This is a genomic window from Nocardia sp. NPDC052112 (genome assembly GCF_040680135.1).
Lineage (GTDB): Bacteria > Actinomycetota > Actinomycetes > Mycobacteriales > Mycobacteriaceae > Nocardia.
In genome coordinates this window covers 65,489-81,817 of the sequence record NZ_JBFAWD010000022.1, presented here as the reverse complement: position 1 = coordinate 81,817, position 16,329 = coordinate 65,489, and the positions used below count along the sequence as shown (strand labels likewise).

15 protein-coding genes are annotated in these 16,329 nt (G+C 66.9%); 9 read left to right on the top strand and 6 right to left on the bottom strand.

Annotation, left to right across the window (positions count from 1 at the left end; translation table 11 throughout):
- The first annotated feature begins 37 nt into the window (after positions 1-37).
- The gene (locus tag AB0L58_RS33165) at positions 38-766 is read left to right on the top strand and encodes a pyridoxamine 5'-phosphate oxidase family protein (RefSeq protein WP_364393096.1); all 729 of its coding nucleotides are present in this window, start codon (positions 38-40) and stop codon (positions 764-766) included.
- Here the strand turns inward: AB0L58_RS33165 and AB0L58_RS33160 are convergent.
- Positions 753-2,177 carry a hypothetical protein gene (locus AB0L58_RS33160; RefSeq protein ID WP_364393094.1) on the bottom strand — a complete coding sequence of 475 codons (1,425 nt, stop codon included), beginning with the start codon at positions 2,175-2,177 and terminating at the stop codon, positions 753-755. The genes AB0L58_RS33165 and AB0L58_RS33160 overlap by 14 nt on opposite strands.
- Before the next feature lie 2 nt (positions 2,178-2,179).
- Complete coding sequence (locus AB0L58_RS33155; RefSeq protein WP_364393091.1) at positions 2,180-2,953, bottom strand: crotonase/enoyl-CoA hydratase family protein; 774 nt, start codon at positions 2,951-2,953, stop codon at positions 2,180-2,182.
- A 54-nt stretch (positions 2,954-3,007) separates the two neighbouring features.
- On the opposite strand from AB0L58_RS33155, the gene AB0L58_RS33150 reads away from it, so the two are divergent.
- Together AB0L58_RS33150 and AB0L58_RS33145 are read left to right on the top strand one after the other, a co-directional pair.
- Complete coding sequence (locus AB0L58_RS33150) at positions 3,008-3,637, top strand: TetR/AcrR family transcriptional regulator (protein ID WP_364393088.1); 630 nt, start codon at positions 3,008-3,010, stop codon at positions 3,635-3,637.
- Entirely contained in the window at positions 3,624-5,243 is a 1,620-nt protein-coding gene (locus AB0L58_RS33145; RefSeq protein ID WP_364393085.1) for an acyl-CoA dehydrogenase family protein, read from the top strand. Before AB0L58_RS33150 ends, AB0L58_RS33145 begins: the two co-directional genes overlap by 14 nt.
- Positions 5,244-5,318: 75 nt before the next feature.
- Here AB0L58_RS33145 and AB0L58_RS33140 read toward each other — a convergent pair whose 3' ends face one another.
- Positions 5,319-6,185, bottom strand: a complete 867-nt coding sequence (locus tag AB0L58_RS33140; protein ID WP_364393082.1) for a helix-turn-helix transcriptional regulator — start codon at positions 6,183-6,185, stop codon at positions 5,319-5,321.
- A 74-nt stretch (positions 6,186-6,259) separates the two neighbouring features.
- On the opposite strand from AB0L58_RS33140, the gene AB0L58_RS33135 reads away from it, so the two are divergent.
- Entirely contained in the window at positions 6,260-6,937 is a 678-nt protein-coding gene (locus tag AB0L58_RS33135; RefSeq protein ID WP_364393079.1) for a class I SAM-dependent methyltransferase, read from the top strand.
- On the opposite strand, the gene AB0L58_RS33130 is transcribed toward AB0L58_RS33135, so the two are convergent.
- Positions 6,934-7,347 carry a nuclear transport factor 2 family protein gene (locus AB0L58_RS33130; RefSeq protein WP_364393076.1) on the bottom strand — a complete coding sequence of 138 codons (414 nt, stop codon included), beginning with the start codon at positions 7,345-7,347 and terminating at the stop codon, positions 6,934-6,936. The genes AB0L58_RS33135 and AB0L58_RS33130 overlap by 4 nt on opposite strands.
- A 71-nt stretch (positions 7,348-7,418) precedes the next feature.
- Here AB0L58_RS33130 and AB0L58_RS33125 point away from each other — a divergent pair, with 71 nt between their 5' ends.
- From AB0L58_RS33125 to AB0L58_RS33115, 3 genes are all read left to right on the top strand, one after another.
- On the top strand, positions 7,419-8,327 hold the full coding sequence (locus AB0L58_RS33125) for a LysR family transcriptional regulator (protein ID WP_364393074.1): 909 nt from the start codon (positions 7,419-7,421) through the stop codon (positions 8,325-8,327).
- 65 nt (positions 8,328-8,392) lie between these two features.
- Positions 8,393-9,106: a nucleoside/nucleotide kinase family protein gene (locus AB0L58_RS33120; protein WP_364393071.1), complete on the top strand. Its 714-nt coding sequence runs from the start codon at positions 8,393-8,395 to the stop codon at positions 9,104-9,106.
- A gap of 48 nt (positions 9,107-9,154) precedes the next feature.
- Positions 9,155-9,577 (top strand): SRPBCC family protein, encoded by a 423-nt coding sequence (locus tag AB0L58_RS33115; protein ID WP_364393068.1) that lies wholly within the window; start codon positions 9,155-9,157, stop codon positions 9,575-9,577.
- A 23-nt stretch (positions 9,578-9,600) separates the two neighbouring features.
- Here the strand turns inward: AB0L58_RS33115 and pgi are convergent, their stop codons facing one another.
- Positions 9,601-11,238, bottom strand: coding sequence for a glucose-6-phosphate isomerase (gene pgi, locus AB0L58_RS33110; RefSeq protein ID WP_364393066.1), 1,638 nt, complete (start codon positions 11,236-11,238; stop codon positions 9,601-9,603).
- Between the two features lie 218 nt (positions 11,239-11,456).
- Between pgi and AB0L58_RS33105 the strand changes: the two genes are divergently transcribed.
- A complete protein-coding gene (locus AB0L58_RS33105; protein ID WP_364393064.1) occupies positions 11,457-12,911 on the top strand; it encodes an NAD-dependent succinate-semialdehyde dehydrogenase in 1,455 nt (484 codons plus the stop codon).
- 117 nt (positions 12,912-13,028) lie between these two features.
- Here AB0L58_RS33105 and AB0L58_RS33100 read toward each other — a convergent pair whose 3' ends face one another.
- Positions 13,029-13,322 (bottom strand): chorismate mutase, encoded by a 294-nt coding sequence (locus AB0L58_RS33100; RefSeq protein WP_364393205.1) that lies wholly within the window; start codon positions 13,320-13,322, stop codon positions 13,029-13,031.
- A gap of 378 nt (positions 13,323-13,700) precedes the next feature.
- On the opposite strand from AB0L58_RS33100, the gene pcrA reads away from it, so the two are divergent.
- The gene (gene pcrA, locus AB0L58_RS33095; protein WP_364393061.1) at positions 13,701-16,328 is read left to right on the top strand and encodes a DNA helicase PcrA; all 2,628 of its coding nucleotides are present in this window, start codon (positions 13,701-13,703) and stop codon (positions 16,326-16,328) included.
- Position 16,329 lies beyond the last annotated feature (1 nt).

Here is a 16,329-nt window from a genome sequence, read left to right as displayed (position 1 = left end):
TATTTCAGAATGCCACTTTCGGCCCCAGGCTCGAGGTATGACGAAAACGACCAGTGCTCGGCCGCCGCTTTCGCCGACCCCACGTACCACCCTGACACGTTCCAAGGAGCGCGGCCGTACCGACCGGGCAGAACTGGATGCGGTCCTCGACGCCGGCCTGGTCTGCCATCTCGGCGTGCTGCTCGGCGGCAGTCCGGTGGTGCTCCCGACCGTCTACGGCCGCGACGGCGACACGCTGTATCTGCACGGCTCGACCGGCGCCGGAAACCTGCGGGCGGCGCTGACCGCCGATGTCTGCATCGCCGTCACCCTGGTCGACGGCATCGTCTACGCCCGCTCGGCCATGCACTTCTCCGCCAACTATCGCTCGGCCGTAGTGCGCGGCCGTGCCGTCGAACTCACCGACCCTGGTGACCGCATGCACGCGCTGCGGGTCGTCGTCGAACACTCCGCACCGGGCGCGTGGGACCGCGTGCGGCCGCCGAACAAAAAGGAAATGGCCGCCACCATGGTCCTGGCCCTCGACCTGACCGAGGCATCGGTGAAGGTCCGCTCCGGTGGCCCCGAGGACGACGCCACCGATATCGACACCGGCGGCGTCTGGGCGGGCGTCCTGCCCTTGCGTCAGGTCTGGGACGCCCCGATCTCCTCGGACGATCTGGAGCCGGGCATCGGGGTACCGCAGGATGTACTCGATCGAACCGATATCGCGCTCGGACCGCCCGGCAGCAGCAATTCACTCCTGCCGGAGCTCACCACAGGGTGACCGGGAGGGCGAAGGCGGTTGTGGTTTCGTGGGCAAGGGTGCGCAGGGTTGCGGGCGTGTCGATATGGGCGGGATCGAGGCTGACGATAGCGAGGGTGTAAGTGTCGGCGATTCGACAGAGGTAGCCGGATAGCCGAGTGCGTGGCAGGCAGTTCGCGGTGAGGCCGGGGTGGATGGCGCGGGCGGCGACGCCGGTGCAGCGGTGTGGGCCGAGGGCCCGCAGCGAGTCGGGGACGGTTCCGATATTGGAGCACAGCATGTCTCGTTCACCGGCACCCCTGGACAGCGCATGGGCCCAGCGGTCCGGAATGACCTGCAGCAGTTCCTCCGGCATCCCGCCGGGGCTGGACATGCGCCGCTCGTAGGCGATTCGGGCCTTCTCGCGGATGGTGCCCGGAGTATCGGCGCGCTCGATGGTGAGCTCGGTCATCGCGAGATCGTTGTCGACGCGCGGCTCGTCGCGGGTGTCGACCGGGAGGCTGGCATCGATGGTCGCGCCGGGAAATCCACTGGCCCACAACATCTTCGCGATCAGCGCTATGAAGAGACTGTTGGCCGTGCCGCCTTGCGCCTGGGCTACCGACTCCCAGTCGCCTGCCGGGCATTGCAGCACCACGCTGTGGGCGATCTTTCCGCCGGTCGATAGCGCATATTCGCGGTCCGGTACCGCGCGAGTAGGGCGCGGTGGGATGCCGCGGCGCAGCGCGCGGACCGTGCCACGCGCAACGATCGACCACTGCCGCCAGGCATCGGACCAATCCGACGTCGACTCTCCGGACTCCCGGGCCGGTGCGGCATTCGCGTCGGACCGGTCTGCAGCCCCTGCGGTGGATGTCATCGGCTCACCGGTATCCGATCGGCCGGGCGCGGCTGCGACCGTTCGCCCCGTACCAGGGCAATTCGCCGCTGGTGCCGGCGCTTTCGCAAATGAGCCGCTTACTCGCGCCGACGGCGTGGTCAGGCTCGGTCCGCCGAGCGCATCGTCGACCGCGAGTACCAGGGCTCTGCCGTCGGCAAGCGCATGTGAACAGGTCAGCGATACGATCGAACCGCCGTCGGCCAAGGCGGCGGTCGACAATCGCCAACCCGGGCCGAATTCGGGATCGAGGTTCGCACCCTGCTCATCGGCCCACTCGAGCAGGTCTCCGGTAGCGATAGCGCGGTCGGTGAACTCGAGCGGATGCGCCCGAGTATTCGGCCGCCAACCGCGACGTGCTCCCGGAACCCGAGGTCGAATCACCCTGCGGCCCAAGGGGCCAACCCGCAGTGTCGCGTGCACCCGTCGCAGCAGTTCCGGATCGACGCGATCGGCGGTGCGCCACAAACCCTGCAGCGCGATCGGGGTACCGAGCCGGCGATGGGTGCGCAGGAAGATCTCGTCGACGACGCTCAACCGTCGGGCAGGCCCCATTGTCAGGAGCGCGCACCATGACGGCCCGCACCGGCGGCGAACCGTTGCGCGCCGTCCAGGGCGCCATCGGCCAAGGCCTCGAGACCGTGCCGGTACTCATTGCGCATAGCCGTCACTTCGTCCATACCGTCCTGCTCCAGCAGCGACCTGCGGTCCGAGCGCAGGCAGGTCTGCGGCAGTGCGGCCAATTCGGCGGCGAGTTGTTCGGCGGCGCTGCGGGATTCACCATTCGGCACCACTCGATTGACCAGCCCGATCTGCAGCGCCTCGGTGGCGGCGACGGCACGGCCGGTGAGCACCAAATCCATCGCGCGTCCGGTGCCGATGATGCGCGGCAACCGAATCGTGCCGCCATCGATCAGCGGCACACCCCAGCGGCGACAGAACACACCGAGGGTGCTGTCCTGCTCGGCGACTCGCATATCGCACCACAGGGCCAGTTCCAGTCCGCCCGCGACCGCGTATCCGGAGATCGCGGCGATCACCGGTTTGGACAGCCGCAGTCGAGTCGGTCCCATCGGGCCGTCGCCGTCCTCGGTGACCCGATTGGAGCGCTCGGTGCCGAGTGCCTTCAGGTCCGCGCCCGCGCAGAAGGTACCGCCGTCGCCCCATAGCACGGCGACCGCCGCATCCGGATCGGCGTCGAATTCGCGGAATGCGTCGACCAGGGCCGCGGCGGTCGGACCGTCCACGGCATTGCGTGCCTCGGGGCGGTGCAGGATCACCGTGGTCACGGGCCCGTTGCGTTCGATTCGCACAGTCACGTGCACGACCATACGCCGTCGGAAGCACCCTTGTGTGAAGAAATGAATATGTGGTTCACTTCTTGTATGGCGTACCGCAGAACCCCTGCTGTGCAGGCCCGCCTCGATGCCCAGGCGGGCCTGATCGTGCAGGCCGCGACCAAGGTGCTGTCGCGCGCGGGCTATGCCGGGCTGTCCATGGCGGCCGTCGCCGCCGAGGCCGGCGTGGCCACCGGGACGGTCTACAAGAACTTCAGCGGCAAGGCCGACCTGGTGAGCGCGGTATTCCGGAAGGTGGTCGCGCACGAGGTGGCCGCGGTGGGCACCGCAAGCGCGTCCGGAACGGCCGTCGAGCGGGTGACCGCGGCGGTGGAGACCTTCGCGGGCCGGGCGCTGAAGAATCCGAAACTCGCCTATGTCCTGCTCGTCGAACCTGTCGATACCGTGGTCGATACCGAGCGTCTGCGCTTCCGCCGCGCCTTTGCCGAAGCTTTCGAATCCGCGGTCGCGGAAGGTGTCGCGCGTGCCGAGTTGCCCGCCCAGGATGCCAAGATCAGCGCGGCCGCCCTCGTCGGCGCGATCGGCGAGGTCCTGGTCGGCCCGCTGGCCGACGCACCGCACAGCGAATCCGTCGTGCCCGAACTCGTCAATTTCGCGTTACGCGCACTGGGTGTGCACGACCAATCCGACTCAGGAGTGTCCGATGCCGACGCATGAAGTCTTCAACCAGGTGCCCGATATCGTGCCCTTCGATGTCGCGCAGAACCCCGCCCTGCTCGAGGGGCTACACCGCGAGGGTGCGGGCTGGGCCGAATCGGAAGTGCGTGAACTCGGTACGCGCGCGGGCGGATTCGAAGCGCAGGAGTGGGGCCGCCTGGCCAACGAATACCCGCCGGTCCTGCACACACACGACCGCTACGGCAACCGCGTCGACGAGGTCGAATTCCACCCGTACTGGCACGAACTGATGAAAGTCGCTGTCGCGCACGGACTCCACGGCTCACCCTGGCTCGACGACCGGCCGGGCACCCATGTCGCCCGTGCGGCCAAGTTCTACACCTGGGGCGCCGCCGACGCCGGGCATATGTGCCCGATCTCCATGACCTACGCCATCGTGCCCGCGCTACGGCACAATCCCGAACTCGCGGCCAGATACGAGCCGCTACTCGGTTCTCGCACTTATGATTTCGGCTTGCGCGAGCCGTCGACCAAGGCCGGCCTCATCGCCGGTATGTCGATGACCGAGAAGCAGGGCGGCTCCGACGTTCGCGCCAACACCACCACCGCCACACCGCAACCCGACGGCAGCTACCGCATCGTCGGCCACAAATGGTTCACCTCGGCCCCCATGTCGGATATGTTCCTCACCCTGGCCCAGGCGCCGGGTGGGCTGTCCTGCTTCCTGCTGCCACGGGTACTGCCCGACGACACCCGCAATCCCATTCGGATCCAACGCCTCAAGGACAAGCTCGGCAATAAGTCGAACGCGTCCTCGGAGATCGAATACGAGAACGCCACCGGCTGGATGGTCGGTGCCGAAGGGGCCGGCGTCAAGACCATTGTCGAAATGGTCAATATGACCCGCCTGGACTGCGTCATCGGTTCCGCGATCGGCATGCGCATCGGTGCCGTCTACGCGGCGCACCACGCCCGGCATCGAGAAGTGTTCGGGGCCAAGCTGATCGACCAACCGGCGATGCGCAATGTGCTGGCCGATCTGGTGATCGAATCCGACGCCGCGACCACGGTCATGATGCGCCTGGCCGGTGCGACCGACCGCGCGGGCACCGATCCCGCCGAGGCCGCGCTGCGCCGAATCGCGTTGGCCGTCACCAAGTACTGGGTGTGCAAGCGCGCCCCCGCACATGCGGCCGAGGCCCTGGAATGCTTCGGCGGCAATGGTTACGCCGAGGAATCCGGTATGCCCCGGCTCTACCGCGAGGCCCCGCTCATGTCCATCTGGGAAGGCTCCGGCAATGTCGCGGCGCTGGATGCCTTGCGCGCCATGGGGCGGCAGCCCGAAACCGTGGAGGCCTTCTTCAACGAAGTCTCGCTCGCCGCGGGCGCCGACCCACGTCTCGACGATGCCATCGCCCGCCTCGGCAAGGAATTGTCCGACCTCGACGAAATCGAATACCGTGCCCGCCGTGTCGTCGAACTCATGGCGTTGGTCCTGCAGGGCGCGCAACTGGTGCGCCACGGCCATCCCGCCGTGGCCGACGCGTTCTGCGCCACCCGCCTCGGCGACGATTGGGGCATTGCCTTCGGCACCCTTCCCACCGGCGTGAACACCACCGACATCATCGCCCGCGCCCTGACCTGACCCGGCCGATCGCGGGCATCCCGTGTGGCCACCGGCCACGGGTAGAAATCTGGGTAGTTCTCGAGGGCGCTCGCGTCAGCGTGCGAGGGAAGTAGGCTGGGCGCGCCATTGCCGAGGTGAGAGATCGTTGTTGCGCCGGAACAAACGGGTGAAGTAGCCCGCGTCGGGAATCCCGACCCGCCGGGCAATCTCACCGACCGGCAGATCGGTCTCGGCCAGCAAACGGCGCGCCTCGGCCATCCGCCGCTCGGTGATCCACGCCTGCACGGTGCGCCCGGTACGGCGGCGCACCACGGTGGTCAGATGCCCCGGCGTCATGCCGACCGCATCCGCGACATCACGCAGCGACAGCGGTGCGGTGTGTCGCTGGTCGATGATGTCGAATACCTCGGCGAGCAGCGGTTCACCGCTGCGCCGCAGATCACCCACCACGTCGGCGGCCAGCCGCGCGAGGTCGATGAGCAGCAGCGTCAGATGTGCCGCCGCCGCCTGCCGGTACCCCTCCTGCCGCTGTGCCAGTTCGGCGTCGATGGCGGCAATCGCATTGTCCCACAGTGGTCTTCGTGCCACCGGGACGGTCAACTCGAGCACGCCACCCGAATGCTCGTGCAGGAATGGAAATAACAGCGGATGCGCGCGCCACGCGGGCCAGGGCGTGCGTCCGGCGTCGCCGAGCGCCGCGGGATCGAAGAACACCGCGACCGAGCCTTCGGACTCGTACGGTGGTGCGTCCGCGATCACCTGACCCGGCGCGACCACATACACCACGCCGGCGGACCGGATGTACAGCATGGCCGGAAAGTTGTGAATATGCGGGCTGTGGTCGCGTTCGGTAAGTCGATCGAACCACAGCAGCGATACCGGCGGCGTGACCTGATCGCTGCGATAGTCGTACTCCGGAACACCACGGCGGTGCCGGACCATCCGGGTAGCCTCGGTCATGAGACCGAAAATAGTCCGAATTCGGCCGACAATCACCCAATTGTGCCGCTGTATCAGCGGGCACCATGAAAATCATGACCAAAGATCATCCACATTCCGTAGTGAAAGCCATGGGCAACCGGCACGACTACCTGCCCGCCGCGGGCCGCGACGCCTTCCTGCCCGGCTACGATCTGCTGACCCGCCTGCTCGGCATGTACACACTCCACGAAACCCTCGTCGCGCAGGCCGAACTCGCCCCCGATCAGCGCGTGCTGGAAATCGGCTGCGGCACCGGAAATCTGACGATCCGGGCCAAGCGCACCCAGCCCGCGGCCGAGGTGATCGGTTCCGATCCCGACCCCCTCGCACTCGCCCGCGCCGAGCGAAAGGCACACGGGTTGAACGGAATTCGCTTCGAACGCGCCTATGCGCAGGAACTGCCCTATCCGGACGGCGAATTCGACCGGGTGCTGTCATCGATGATGCTGCACCACCTCGAAACCGATATCAAAACCGCCGCGCTGGCCGAGGCGCTGCGTGTGCTGCGCCCCGGCGGCAGCTTGCACATCCTCGATGTCGGCGGCGAGGTGACCCCGGACGACGGCCTGATGGCCCGGTTGTTGCTGCACAACCACCATGTCGGGGACAACCTCGGCGACGGCATCCCCCAACTCCTGCGCACCGTCGGCTTCGACTGCGCCGTGGTCGCCTCCCGGCGCCACCGGCGCCTCGGTCGCGTCACCTTCTACCGCGGGACCCGCCCGAACTAGCCGCCGACCCGCTGCAGCGGGTCGAGTACTCGCTCGACCAGTGCGGTGTCGCAATGTTCGATCACCTCGGTGAGCCGACCGTTGGCGATCCTGAAGATGAAGCAGTAGGTCTGCTCGTACGGCTCGCCCCGGGTGGTAATGCCGTGCCCGCGGACCTGGGCGACGACGCGGTCGTCTTCGGCGATCACGAAGTCGGCCGCGCTGCGGTACTCGGTGAACTGGGTCATCAGTGGACGCAGCAGTTCGTTCAGCACCACCGATTTCGGCTCCCAGGCGCCCGACCAGGACCAGTTCCCCGGAAAGATCCAGCGGAAGTCCTCGGCCATGGCCTCGCCCATCGCCCGGGTATTGCCCTGGGACATCTGCTCGAAGATGTCCTCGATCAGTTTCTTGTTCGCTGCTGCACTCATACCTGCGACGCTAGGCGGCACCGAGATATGCGACAAGCGAGAGTCTCGCATATTTGGTATGAGTTGATCGCATGGGTGAGTTCACGATCGTCGGCCTGCGCGTGGTCCGGGAGGCGGCTCGGTGCGGATCGTTCTCGACCGCCGCGGAGAATCTGGGCTACACGCAGTCGGCGGTATCCCGGCAGATCGCCCTCATGGAGCAGGCGGCGGGCCGGGCATTGTTCGAGCGGCACGCGCGCGGCGTACAGCCCACCGAGGCGGGACGAATCGTGCTGCGCCATGCCGAAACGGTGCTCGGTGGGCTCGGCTCCGCGCGGCAGGAACTGGACGAACTGACCGACCGCCCACCCGCCACGCTCCGGGTCGGCGCATTCTCGACCGCCATGGCGGCGCTGGTGCCGAGGGCCATCGCCGCCACCACGTCTCGACTCGCCCGCGTACCGCTGCGCGAGGGCACCAGTCCGCGGTTGGCGTCCGCCGTCGCGCGGGGCCGGCTGGATCTGGCGGTGGTGACCGAGACGCGGAATCTGCCCGCGGATACCGACATCGAGCCGCTCCTGGACGACCCACTGCTCATCGCGGTGCCACCGGACCACGCCCTCGCGGGTCGCGCCAGCGTCACGCCCGCGCAGTTGCGCGGCGAGCGCTGGATCGCGGGCAGCAGCGAGGTGCACAGCACCCTGCTCGGCGCCTGGCGCGATGCCAGCTGGGAACCGGAGATCGCCTTCGTCGCCCGCGACTGGTTCGCCAAACTCGGGCTGGTCGCGGCGGGTATGGGCAGCACCGTGGTGCCCGGAATCGCGGTTCCGGTCCTGCCGCCGGGCATCGCGCTGGTCCGCATCGACCACCCCGCCGCGGTTCGCACGACCTGCGTCGTCTATCGCGGCGGGGATTCGGCCACGCCGAGACAGCTGTTCATCGAGGCACTGCGCGATGCCGCCGCCGACCTCGCCACCGAAGTCCGCCAGCGACTGCGATAGCCGACTTATCCAGCCATGCGCGCAAATTCGCAGCGGAGCGGCGCAGGCTGAGTAGGGTGATTTCGATGACACGGACTTCCGTCGAAATGCCGTTGCGCTCGCTCGTCGAGCATCTGCGGATCCGGGCGGCGGGGTGCGCCCGACGGTACGTGCTCGGCATCGCGGGTCCGCCGGGTGCGGGCAAGTCCACATTGGCCAAGGCTATTCGCGACGATCTGAACAACCGATCCGGTACTCCGATCGCCGAGATCGCTCCGATGGACGGCTTCCACCTGTCCAACGCCGAACTGCGCGTCACCGGAAATCTGGAGCGCAAGGGCGAACCGCACACCTTCGACGTCGCGGCCTTCGTGGAAACCCTTCGCCGCCTGCGCGATACGCCGCTCGGCGAGCCGGTGCCATGGCCGACCTTCGACCGTGCCATCGAGGAACCGACCCCGGCCGGTGTCGTCTTCGATCGGCAGGAGATTGCCATTACCGAGGGCAACTACCTGCTGCTGTCCGACGGCGCCTGGTCGGGCGCGCGTGAATTCCTCGACGAGGTCTGGTACCTGGACGTGGCCCGCGAGGTCATCGAACAGCGGCTGCTGCGCCGCCACATCCGCGGCGGTCGAACTCCGGATGCCGCGAAAATCAAGGTGTACGACAGCGATCTGCGCAATGCCGATCTGATCGCCGATACCAGGCTCCGAGCCGACCTCGTCCTGCGTCAGCGCGGCGGCCGCTACTACGCCACCGAGGATGTCGAGCGCCGCGTCGCCGAATCACGCTGGAGGTGACATGATCTCGCTCGACAAATCGTGTCGAGGCAGCCGGGAGCAAGCGGAATGTGGGAGTACGAATACAGCGCGGAGACTGCGGTCGCACCGGAGGCGCTGTGGCGGTGCTGGTCGGATATGGAGTCCTGGCCCGAATGGAACGAAGGTCTCGACGAGATCGAAATCGACGGCCCGTTCGAGGTCGGCACCTCGTTCACCATGACGCTCCCCGGCGGCGACACCGTGCGGCTGCGCCTGGTGGAGATCGAACCCGGCGAACTGTTCACCGATGAAATGGACGGCGGCGATTTCACCGTCGTCACCGAGCACCGCCTGGAGCCAGCGGGTGAGGGCTGGACCCGCGTCGTCTACCGGACCGAGATCATCGGCGATGCCGCTGATACCGTCGGCCCCGAAATCGGTCCGGATATCACCGCCGACTTCCCGGATGTCATCGCCGCACTGATCAAGACGGCGCAAGCGCTGGGCTGAGGCACCAGCGTTGGGCCGGCGGCTCAGCGGTTGTCGCGGTACCAGCCGATCAGGGCGTCGGTGGACGAGTCCCCTTGCGACTGTGGCTCTTCCGAAGAGGTCAGCAGGGGGGCCAGTGCGAGGGCCTGCTGTTTGCCGAGTTCGACACCCCACTGGTCGAAACTGTCGATGCCCCAGATGGTGCCTTCGACGAATACCTGATGTTCGTAGAGCGCGATCAGCTGGCCGAGGACCGACGGTGTCAGCTGCGGCGCGAGAATCGTCGTGCTCGGCCGATTGCCCGGCATCACCTTGTGCGGTACCACCTTCGGATCGGTGCCCTCGGCCACGATCTCCTCGGCGGTCTTGCCGAAGGCGAGCACCTTGGTCTGTGCGAACAGGTTGCTCATCAAGATGTCGTGCATGCTGCCGGTGCCGTCGCGGGTGGCCAGATCGTCGGTGGGACGGGCGAATCCGATGAAATCGGCCGGAATCAGCCGAGTGCCCTGGTGCAGCAGTTGGTAGAAGGCGTGCTGGCCGTTGGTTCCCGGTTCACCCCAGAAGATTTCGCCGGTCGAGGTGGTCACCGGGGTGCCGTCGGCGTGCACCGATTTGCCGTTGGATTCCATGGTCAGCTGCTGCAGATAGGCCGGAAAACGCGCCAGATCATTCGAATAGGGCAGCACCGCACGCGATTGGGCGCCGAAGAAGTTCGAGTACCAGATGCCGAGCAGACCGAGCAGTACCGGTCCGTTCTCGGCCAGCGGCGCGGTCGCGAAATGCCGGTCGACGGCATGCATTCCGGCCAGGAATTCGGCGAAGCGCTCCTTGCCGATGGTCGCCATCACCGAAAGGCCGATGGCCGAATCCACCGAATAGCGACCGCCGACCCAATCCCAGAAGCCGAACATATTCGCGGTGTCGATCCCGAACTCGGCGACCCGCTCGGCATTCGTCGAGACGGCCACGAAATGTTTGGCGACGGCGTCCTCGCCGAGCGCGGCGACCAGCCAGCGCCGGGCGGCGGTGGCATTGGTCAGCGTCTCCAGTGTCGAAAACGTCTTGGAGGCAACGATGAACAGCGTTGTCGCCGGGTCGAGTCCATCGAGTTTCGCGAGCAGATCGGCCGGGTCGACATTCGAGACGAAGCGGGCGCCGATCCCGGCATCGGCATAATGCCGCAGTGCGCGATGCACCATATCCGGGCCGAGATCCGAACCACCGATGCCGATATTCACCACGGTCTTGATGCGCTCGCCGGTCGCGCCGCGCCACGCACCCGAGCGCACCGCGTCGGTGAATTCACCCATCCGCCGCAGTACCTCGTGTACCTCGGCGCCCGCGTCCGCACCGTCCACGATGACCGACTCGCCCTCGGGCAGGCGTAGCGCGATGTGTTCGACCGCGCGGTCCTCCGAAGTGTTGATGTGGTCGCCGCGGAACATCGCGTCGCGGTGCTCGGCTACCCCGGCCTCATGCGCCAATTCGACCAGCAGATGCAGAGTTTCCCGGGTTACACGGTGCTTGCTGTAGTCGATGTGCAGGTCGCCGACTCCGACGATCAGCTCGCGGCCGCGGTCGGGATCCTCGGCGAAGAATTCACGCAGGTGTCGTCCGGCGACGGCGCTGTGGTGCTCGTGCAGTTTCCGCCAGGCCGCCGATGCGGTGATGTCGCTGCTCACGTCCGCGAGGTTACAAGCACTCGATCGGGCGCGCAGACAAGGACCGCATACTTTCGCCGATGTTGTCCTGACGGCTACCCCGTGGCGGTCGTTCGCGTGTCGCGAACAGCGACTGCGGGCGGGTCTGGCAAACAGTCGGCAGCGCGCGTGCGGCCCGCTCGAAGTTCGGATCGCTGAGTCGAGGGTGATGCGCGAGCGCGCGGCCTAGGCTTGGGTGCATGGTGTCCGAACGCGAAGTACTCCAATCCGTGCCGACGCAGCTGTGGATCGGCGGTCCTGTCGATGCCACCGGGGGTGGCACCTTTCCGGTGCACAATCCGGCCGACGGGCAGGTGCTGACCGAAGTCGCCGACGCCACGCCGGAGGATGCCGTGCGCGCGCTCGACGCGGCCGTCGCGGTGCAAACCGGATGGGCGGCGACACCGTCGCGGGAACGCGGCGAGATCCTGCGCCGGGTCTTCGAGCAGTTGACCGCGCGCGCCGAGGAATTCGCGCTGCTGATGACGCTGGAGATGGGCAAGGCGCTGCCGGAGAGCCGCAACGAGGTGCGCTACGGCGCCGAATTCTTCCGCTGGTTCAGCGAGGAAGCGGTGCGGGTGCATGGACGTTATCTGCACGCGCCGTCCGGCACCGGGCGGATCATGGTGCACAAGCAGCCGGTCGGTCCGTGTCTGGCCATCACACCATGGAACTTCCCGCTCGCCATGGGCACGCGCAAGATCGGACCCGCGCTGGCCGCGGGCTGCACGATGATCGTCAAGCCCGCATCGGCCACACCGCTGACCATGTTGGCGCTGGCGAAGCTGTGCAGCGAGGCGGGGCTGCCGGACGGTGTGCTCTCGGTGATCACCTCCAGCCGTTCCGGCGCCGTTACCCAGCCGCTGCTCGACGATCCGCGCCTGCGCAAGCTCACCTTCACCGGATCCACCGAGGTCGGCAAGAAACTGGTGCAGAAGTCGGCGAACGGATTGTTGCGCACCTCGATGGAGCTCGGTGGCAATGCGCCGTTCGTGGTCTTCGACGATGCCGATATCGACGCCGCCGTACAGGGCGCGATGTTGGCAAAACTGCGCAATGGCGGCGAGGCGTGCACCGCGGCCAACCGTTTCCACGTGCAGAACGGTGTCCTGGAGGAGTTCACCACCAAACTCGTCGAGGCGATGTCGAATACGGTGACCCTCGGACCGGGCACCGATCCGAACACCACGCTCGGCCCGCTGATCAACGAGGAACAGCTCGATACCGTCAGCGAACTGGTCGACGACGCGGTGGCGGTCGGCGCGCAGGTCCGCCTCGGCGGCAAGGCCCCCGGCGGTCCCGGCTGGTTCTATCCCGCGACCATCCTCAGCGACGTCCCGCCGAAGGCTCGGATCCTGCGCGAGGAGGTTTTCGGTCCCGTCGCTCCGATCGTCGGCTTCGAAACCGAGGAAGAGGGCCTCGCGGCCGCCAACAACACCGAATTCGGCCTGGTGAGCTACGTCTACACCCGTGACCTCGACCGCGCCCTGCGCATCGCGGAGGGCATCGAATCCGGCATGGTCGGCATCAACCGCGGCGTAATCTCCGATCCCGCAGCACCTTTCGGCGGAGTCAAGGCCTCCGGCTTCGGCCGTGAGGGCGGCATCGAGGGCATCGAGGAATACCTGTCCACCAAGTACATTGCCCTCACCTGATCCGCGGACACGAAACGACCGCCCCGGGGTGCGAAACACCCGGGGCGGCCTTCTGAAGGCGGCGATCTCGCGAACGCCGCGTGGTTCGATGGGGCCGCTGGTGGCGGCCGGAGGCGGTTAGTGGCCGAGTCGGCCGCGACCGAGGCGCAGCAACAGCATGGCGAGGGTGTGACCCTCCTGGCCGAGCTCGCTGAAGCGCTCGAGCACCTTCATCTCACGACTGTGTACGAGGCGGGGGCCGCCGGAGGCCATGCGCGTGCGGCCGATGATCCGGGAGATCTCGGTGCGGCGCTTGATGGCGGCCAGGATTTCCGCGTCGAGCTGGTCGATCTCCTTGCGGAGCTTGTCGATCTCGGCCTCGGAGTGGGGCAGAGCCGAATCAGACCCAGTCGTCGTGGCGGGGGTGCTCATCATTCATCTCCTCGTGTCAGAACATGGATCGGCCGGTGAGCCGAGCTCGTTACCGATCGGTTCTTTCACCGTGCAAAACAAACCTGGCAGGTGTGGCAATCCTCCCCCCAGGCAGCGCGCTCAGGTACAAAGTCCGCGATCACGATATCCGGCTGTTGGCCGAATCGGATACTTCGCGGCAGTCGCGCAGGTCATACGGCCAGTCTGCCACGGGGCCCAAGCAATGCAAAACACTTCATTTTGTGAATCTCCTGAGAAGGGTTGCATGTCGGGACGTCCGTGTCGACCCGGGGCGGTTCATCTGCCGTTCGCCGAACGGACACCGATGGTGACCGGGACTTCATCTCTGTCGGTGCCCGCCGGTAGCGTGGATGGACGATGGACATCACGGTGGCTCCCAAGACGCAGGCCGGGCTGGCTCGGCACCAGGATTCAGCCCAGAAACCGCAGGTCGACGCTGCTCGCACCGAGGAGATGGGTGACTCTGCCGTGCCCACCGCGGCGGAGGTCCCGCACTCGGCCGCCGATGATGCGTCGCGGCGTGTCGTAGACGACAAACACCGTGTCGAACAAGAAAAGCGCCGTGCCGAACGTGAGCAACGTCGCGCCGAGGAGGCCGAGCGACTGCTCGACGGTCTCAACCCGCAGCAGCGCGCTGCGGTCGTGCACGCCGGCGCGCCCCTGCTGATCGTCGCGGGCGCGGGTTCGGGCAAGACCGCTGTGCTCACCCGGCGCATCGCCTATTTGCTCGCCGCCCGCGGGGTGACGCCGGGCCAGGTCCTGGCCATCACGTTCACCAATAAGGCCGCCGCCGAAATGCGTGAACGGGTGAGCGGGCTGGTCGGTCCGCGCGCGAACAACATGTGGGTCTCGACCTTCCACTCCAGCTGTGTCCGCATCCTGCGCATGCAGGCCGCGCTCCTGCCCGGTCTGAATTCCAATTTCTCCATCTACGACGCCGACGATTCCCGGCGGTTGCTCACCATGATCAGCCGCGACTTCGACATCGACGTCAAGAAATATTCGGCGCGGCTGCTGGCCACCGCCATCTCGAATTTGAAGAACGAGCTCATCGGCCCGGAGCAGGCCACCGCCGATGCCGAAACCGACGAAACCGAACTGCCCGCACTCGTCGCCCGTGTGTACACCGAATACCAGCGCCGGTTGCGTTCGGCGAACGCCCTCGACTTCGACGATCTGATCGGTGAAACGGTGGCGCTGTTGCAGAACCATCCACAGGTCGCCGAGTACTATCGCCGCCGGTTCCGGCATGTGCTGGTCGACGAGTACCAGGACACCAACCACGCCCAGTACATCCTGGTCCGCGAGTTGGTCGGGGATCACGCGCAGGAGCAGGCCGAAGACGCGGTCCCGCCGAGCGAACTGTGCGTGGTCGGTGACGCGGACCAGTCCATCTACGCCTTCCGCGGCGCGACCATCCGCAATATCGAGGAATTCGAACGCGACTTCCCGGACGCGGAAACCATTCTGCTGGAACAGAATTACCGCTCCACCCAGAATATCCTGTCCGCCGCGAACGCGGTCATATCGCGCAATGAGAAGCGCCGGGACAAGCGGCTGTGGACCGATTCCGGCGAGGGTGATCTGATCACCGGTTACGTCGCCGACAACGAGCACGACGAGGCCTCGTTCGTGGCGCGCGAGATCGACCGGCTGGTGGACGCGGGCGATGCCAACTACAGCGATGTCGCGGTCTTCTACCGCACCAACAACAACTCCCGCGCGCTGGAAGAGATCTTCATTCGGATGGGACTGCCGTACAAGGTGGTCGGCGGCGTGCGCTTCTACGAGCGCAAGGAGGTGCGCGATATCGTCGCGTACCTGCGCGTGCTCGACAATCCGGACGATACGGTGAGCCTGCGCCGCATCCTCAACACCCCACGCCGCGGCATCGGCGACCGGGCCGAGGCCTGTGTGGCGGTACACGCCGAACAGCGCGGCATCGGTTTCGCCGAGGCGCTGCGTGATGCGGCCGATGGCACAGTGGCGCTGCTGAATACCCGGTCGCAGCGCGCGATCGCCGGATTCCTCGACCTGCTCGACGAGGTGCGAGCGGCCGGTGCGCAGGCGGATCAGGATTTCCCCGACCTCGGCAATATGGTCGAAGCGGTACTCGACCGCACCGGCTACCGGGCCGAGTTGGAGGGTTCCGACGATCCGCAGGACGGTGCCCGGCTCGACAACTTGAACGAATTAGTCAGCGTCGCACGGGAATTCAGCTCCGAGGCGTATAACAATGCCGAGGCCGCCCGTGCCGAGGGGCTGGTGCCGGAGGTGGCCGAGGGCGAACCCGATCCGGGCTCGCTCGCCGCCTTCCTGGAACGTGTCTCGCTGGTGGCCGATAGCGATCAACTGCCCGAGGAGGGCACCGGCGTGGTCACCATGATGACGCTGCACACCGCCAAGGGCCTGGAATTCCCGGTGGTCTTCGTAACCGGCTGGGAGGATGGGCAGTTCCCGCATATGCGCGCACTCGGCGATCCGACCGAGCTGGCCGAGGAACGCCGCCTGGCCTATGTCGGCATTACCCGGGCGCGGCAGCGGCTCTACGTCACCCGCGCGGTGGTGCGGTCGGGCTGGGGACAGCCGGTTTCGAATCCGGAATCGCGATTCCTGCAGGAGATTCCGGCCCACCTCATCGATTGGCAGCGGTTGGAGCCGAAGGGTTCGCCGCTGACCCGCGGCCTCCGCCGGCGCGCCGGCGACGACGGCTTGGAACACGACTGGACCCGCGACGGCTGGAATCAGCAGCGGCCGGGCGTCAGCGACCGCGGTCCGCGCCGCCCCGCTCCCGGCGGTGCAACCCGCAATAACGCCGATCTCGTGCTGGCTGTCGGCGATCGAGTCAGCGACGACAAGTACGGGCTGGGTCGCGTAGTGGCCGCCGAAGGCTTCGGGCCCCTGGCCACCGTCACCATCGACTTCGGCACCGCGGGCAAGATCCGGCTCATCCCGCAATACAGTCGCACCCTGGTCAAACTCTGAT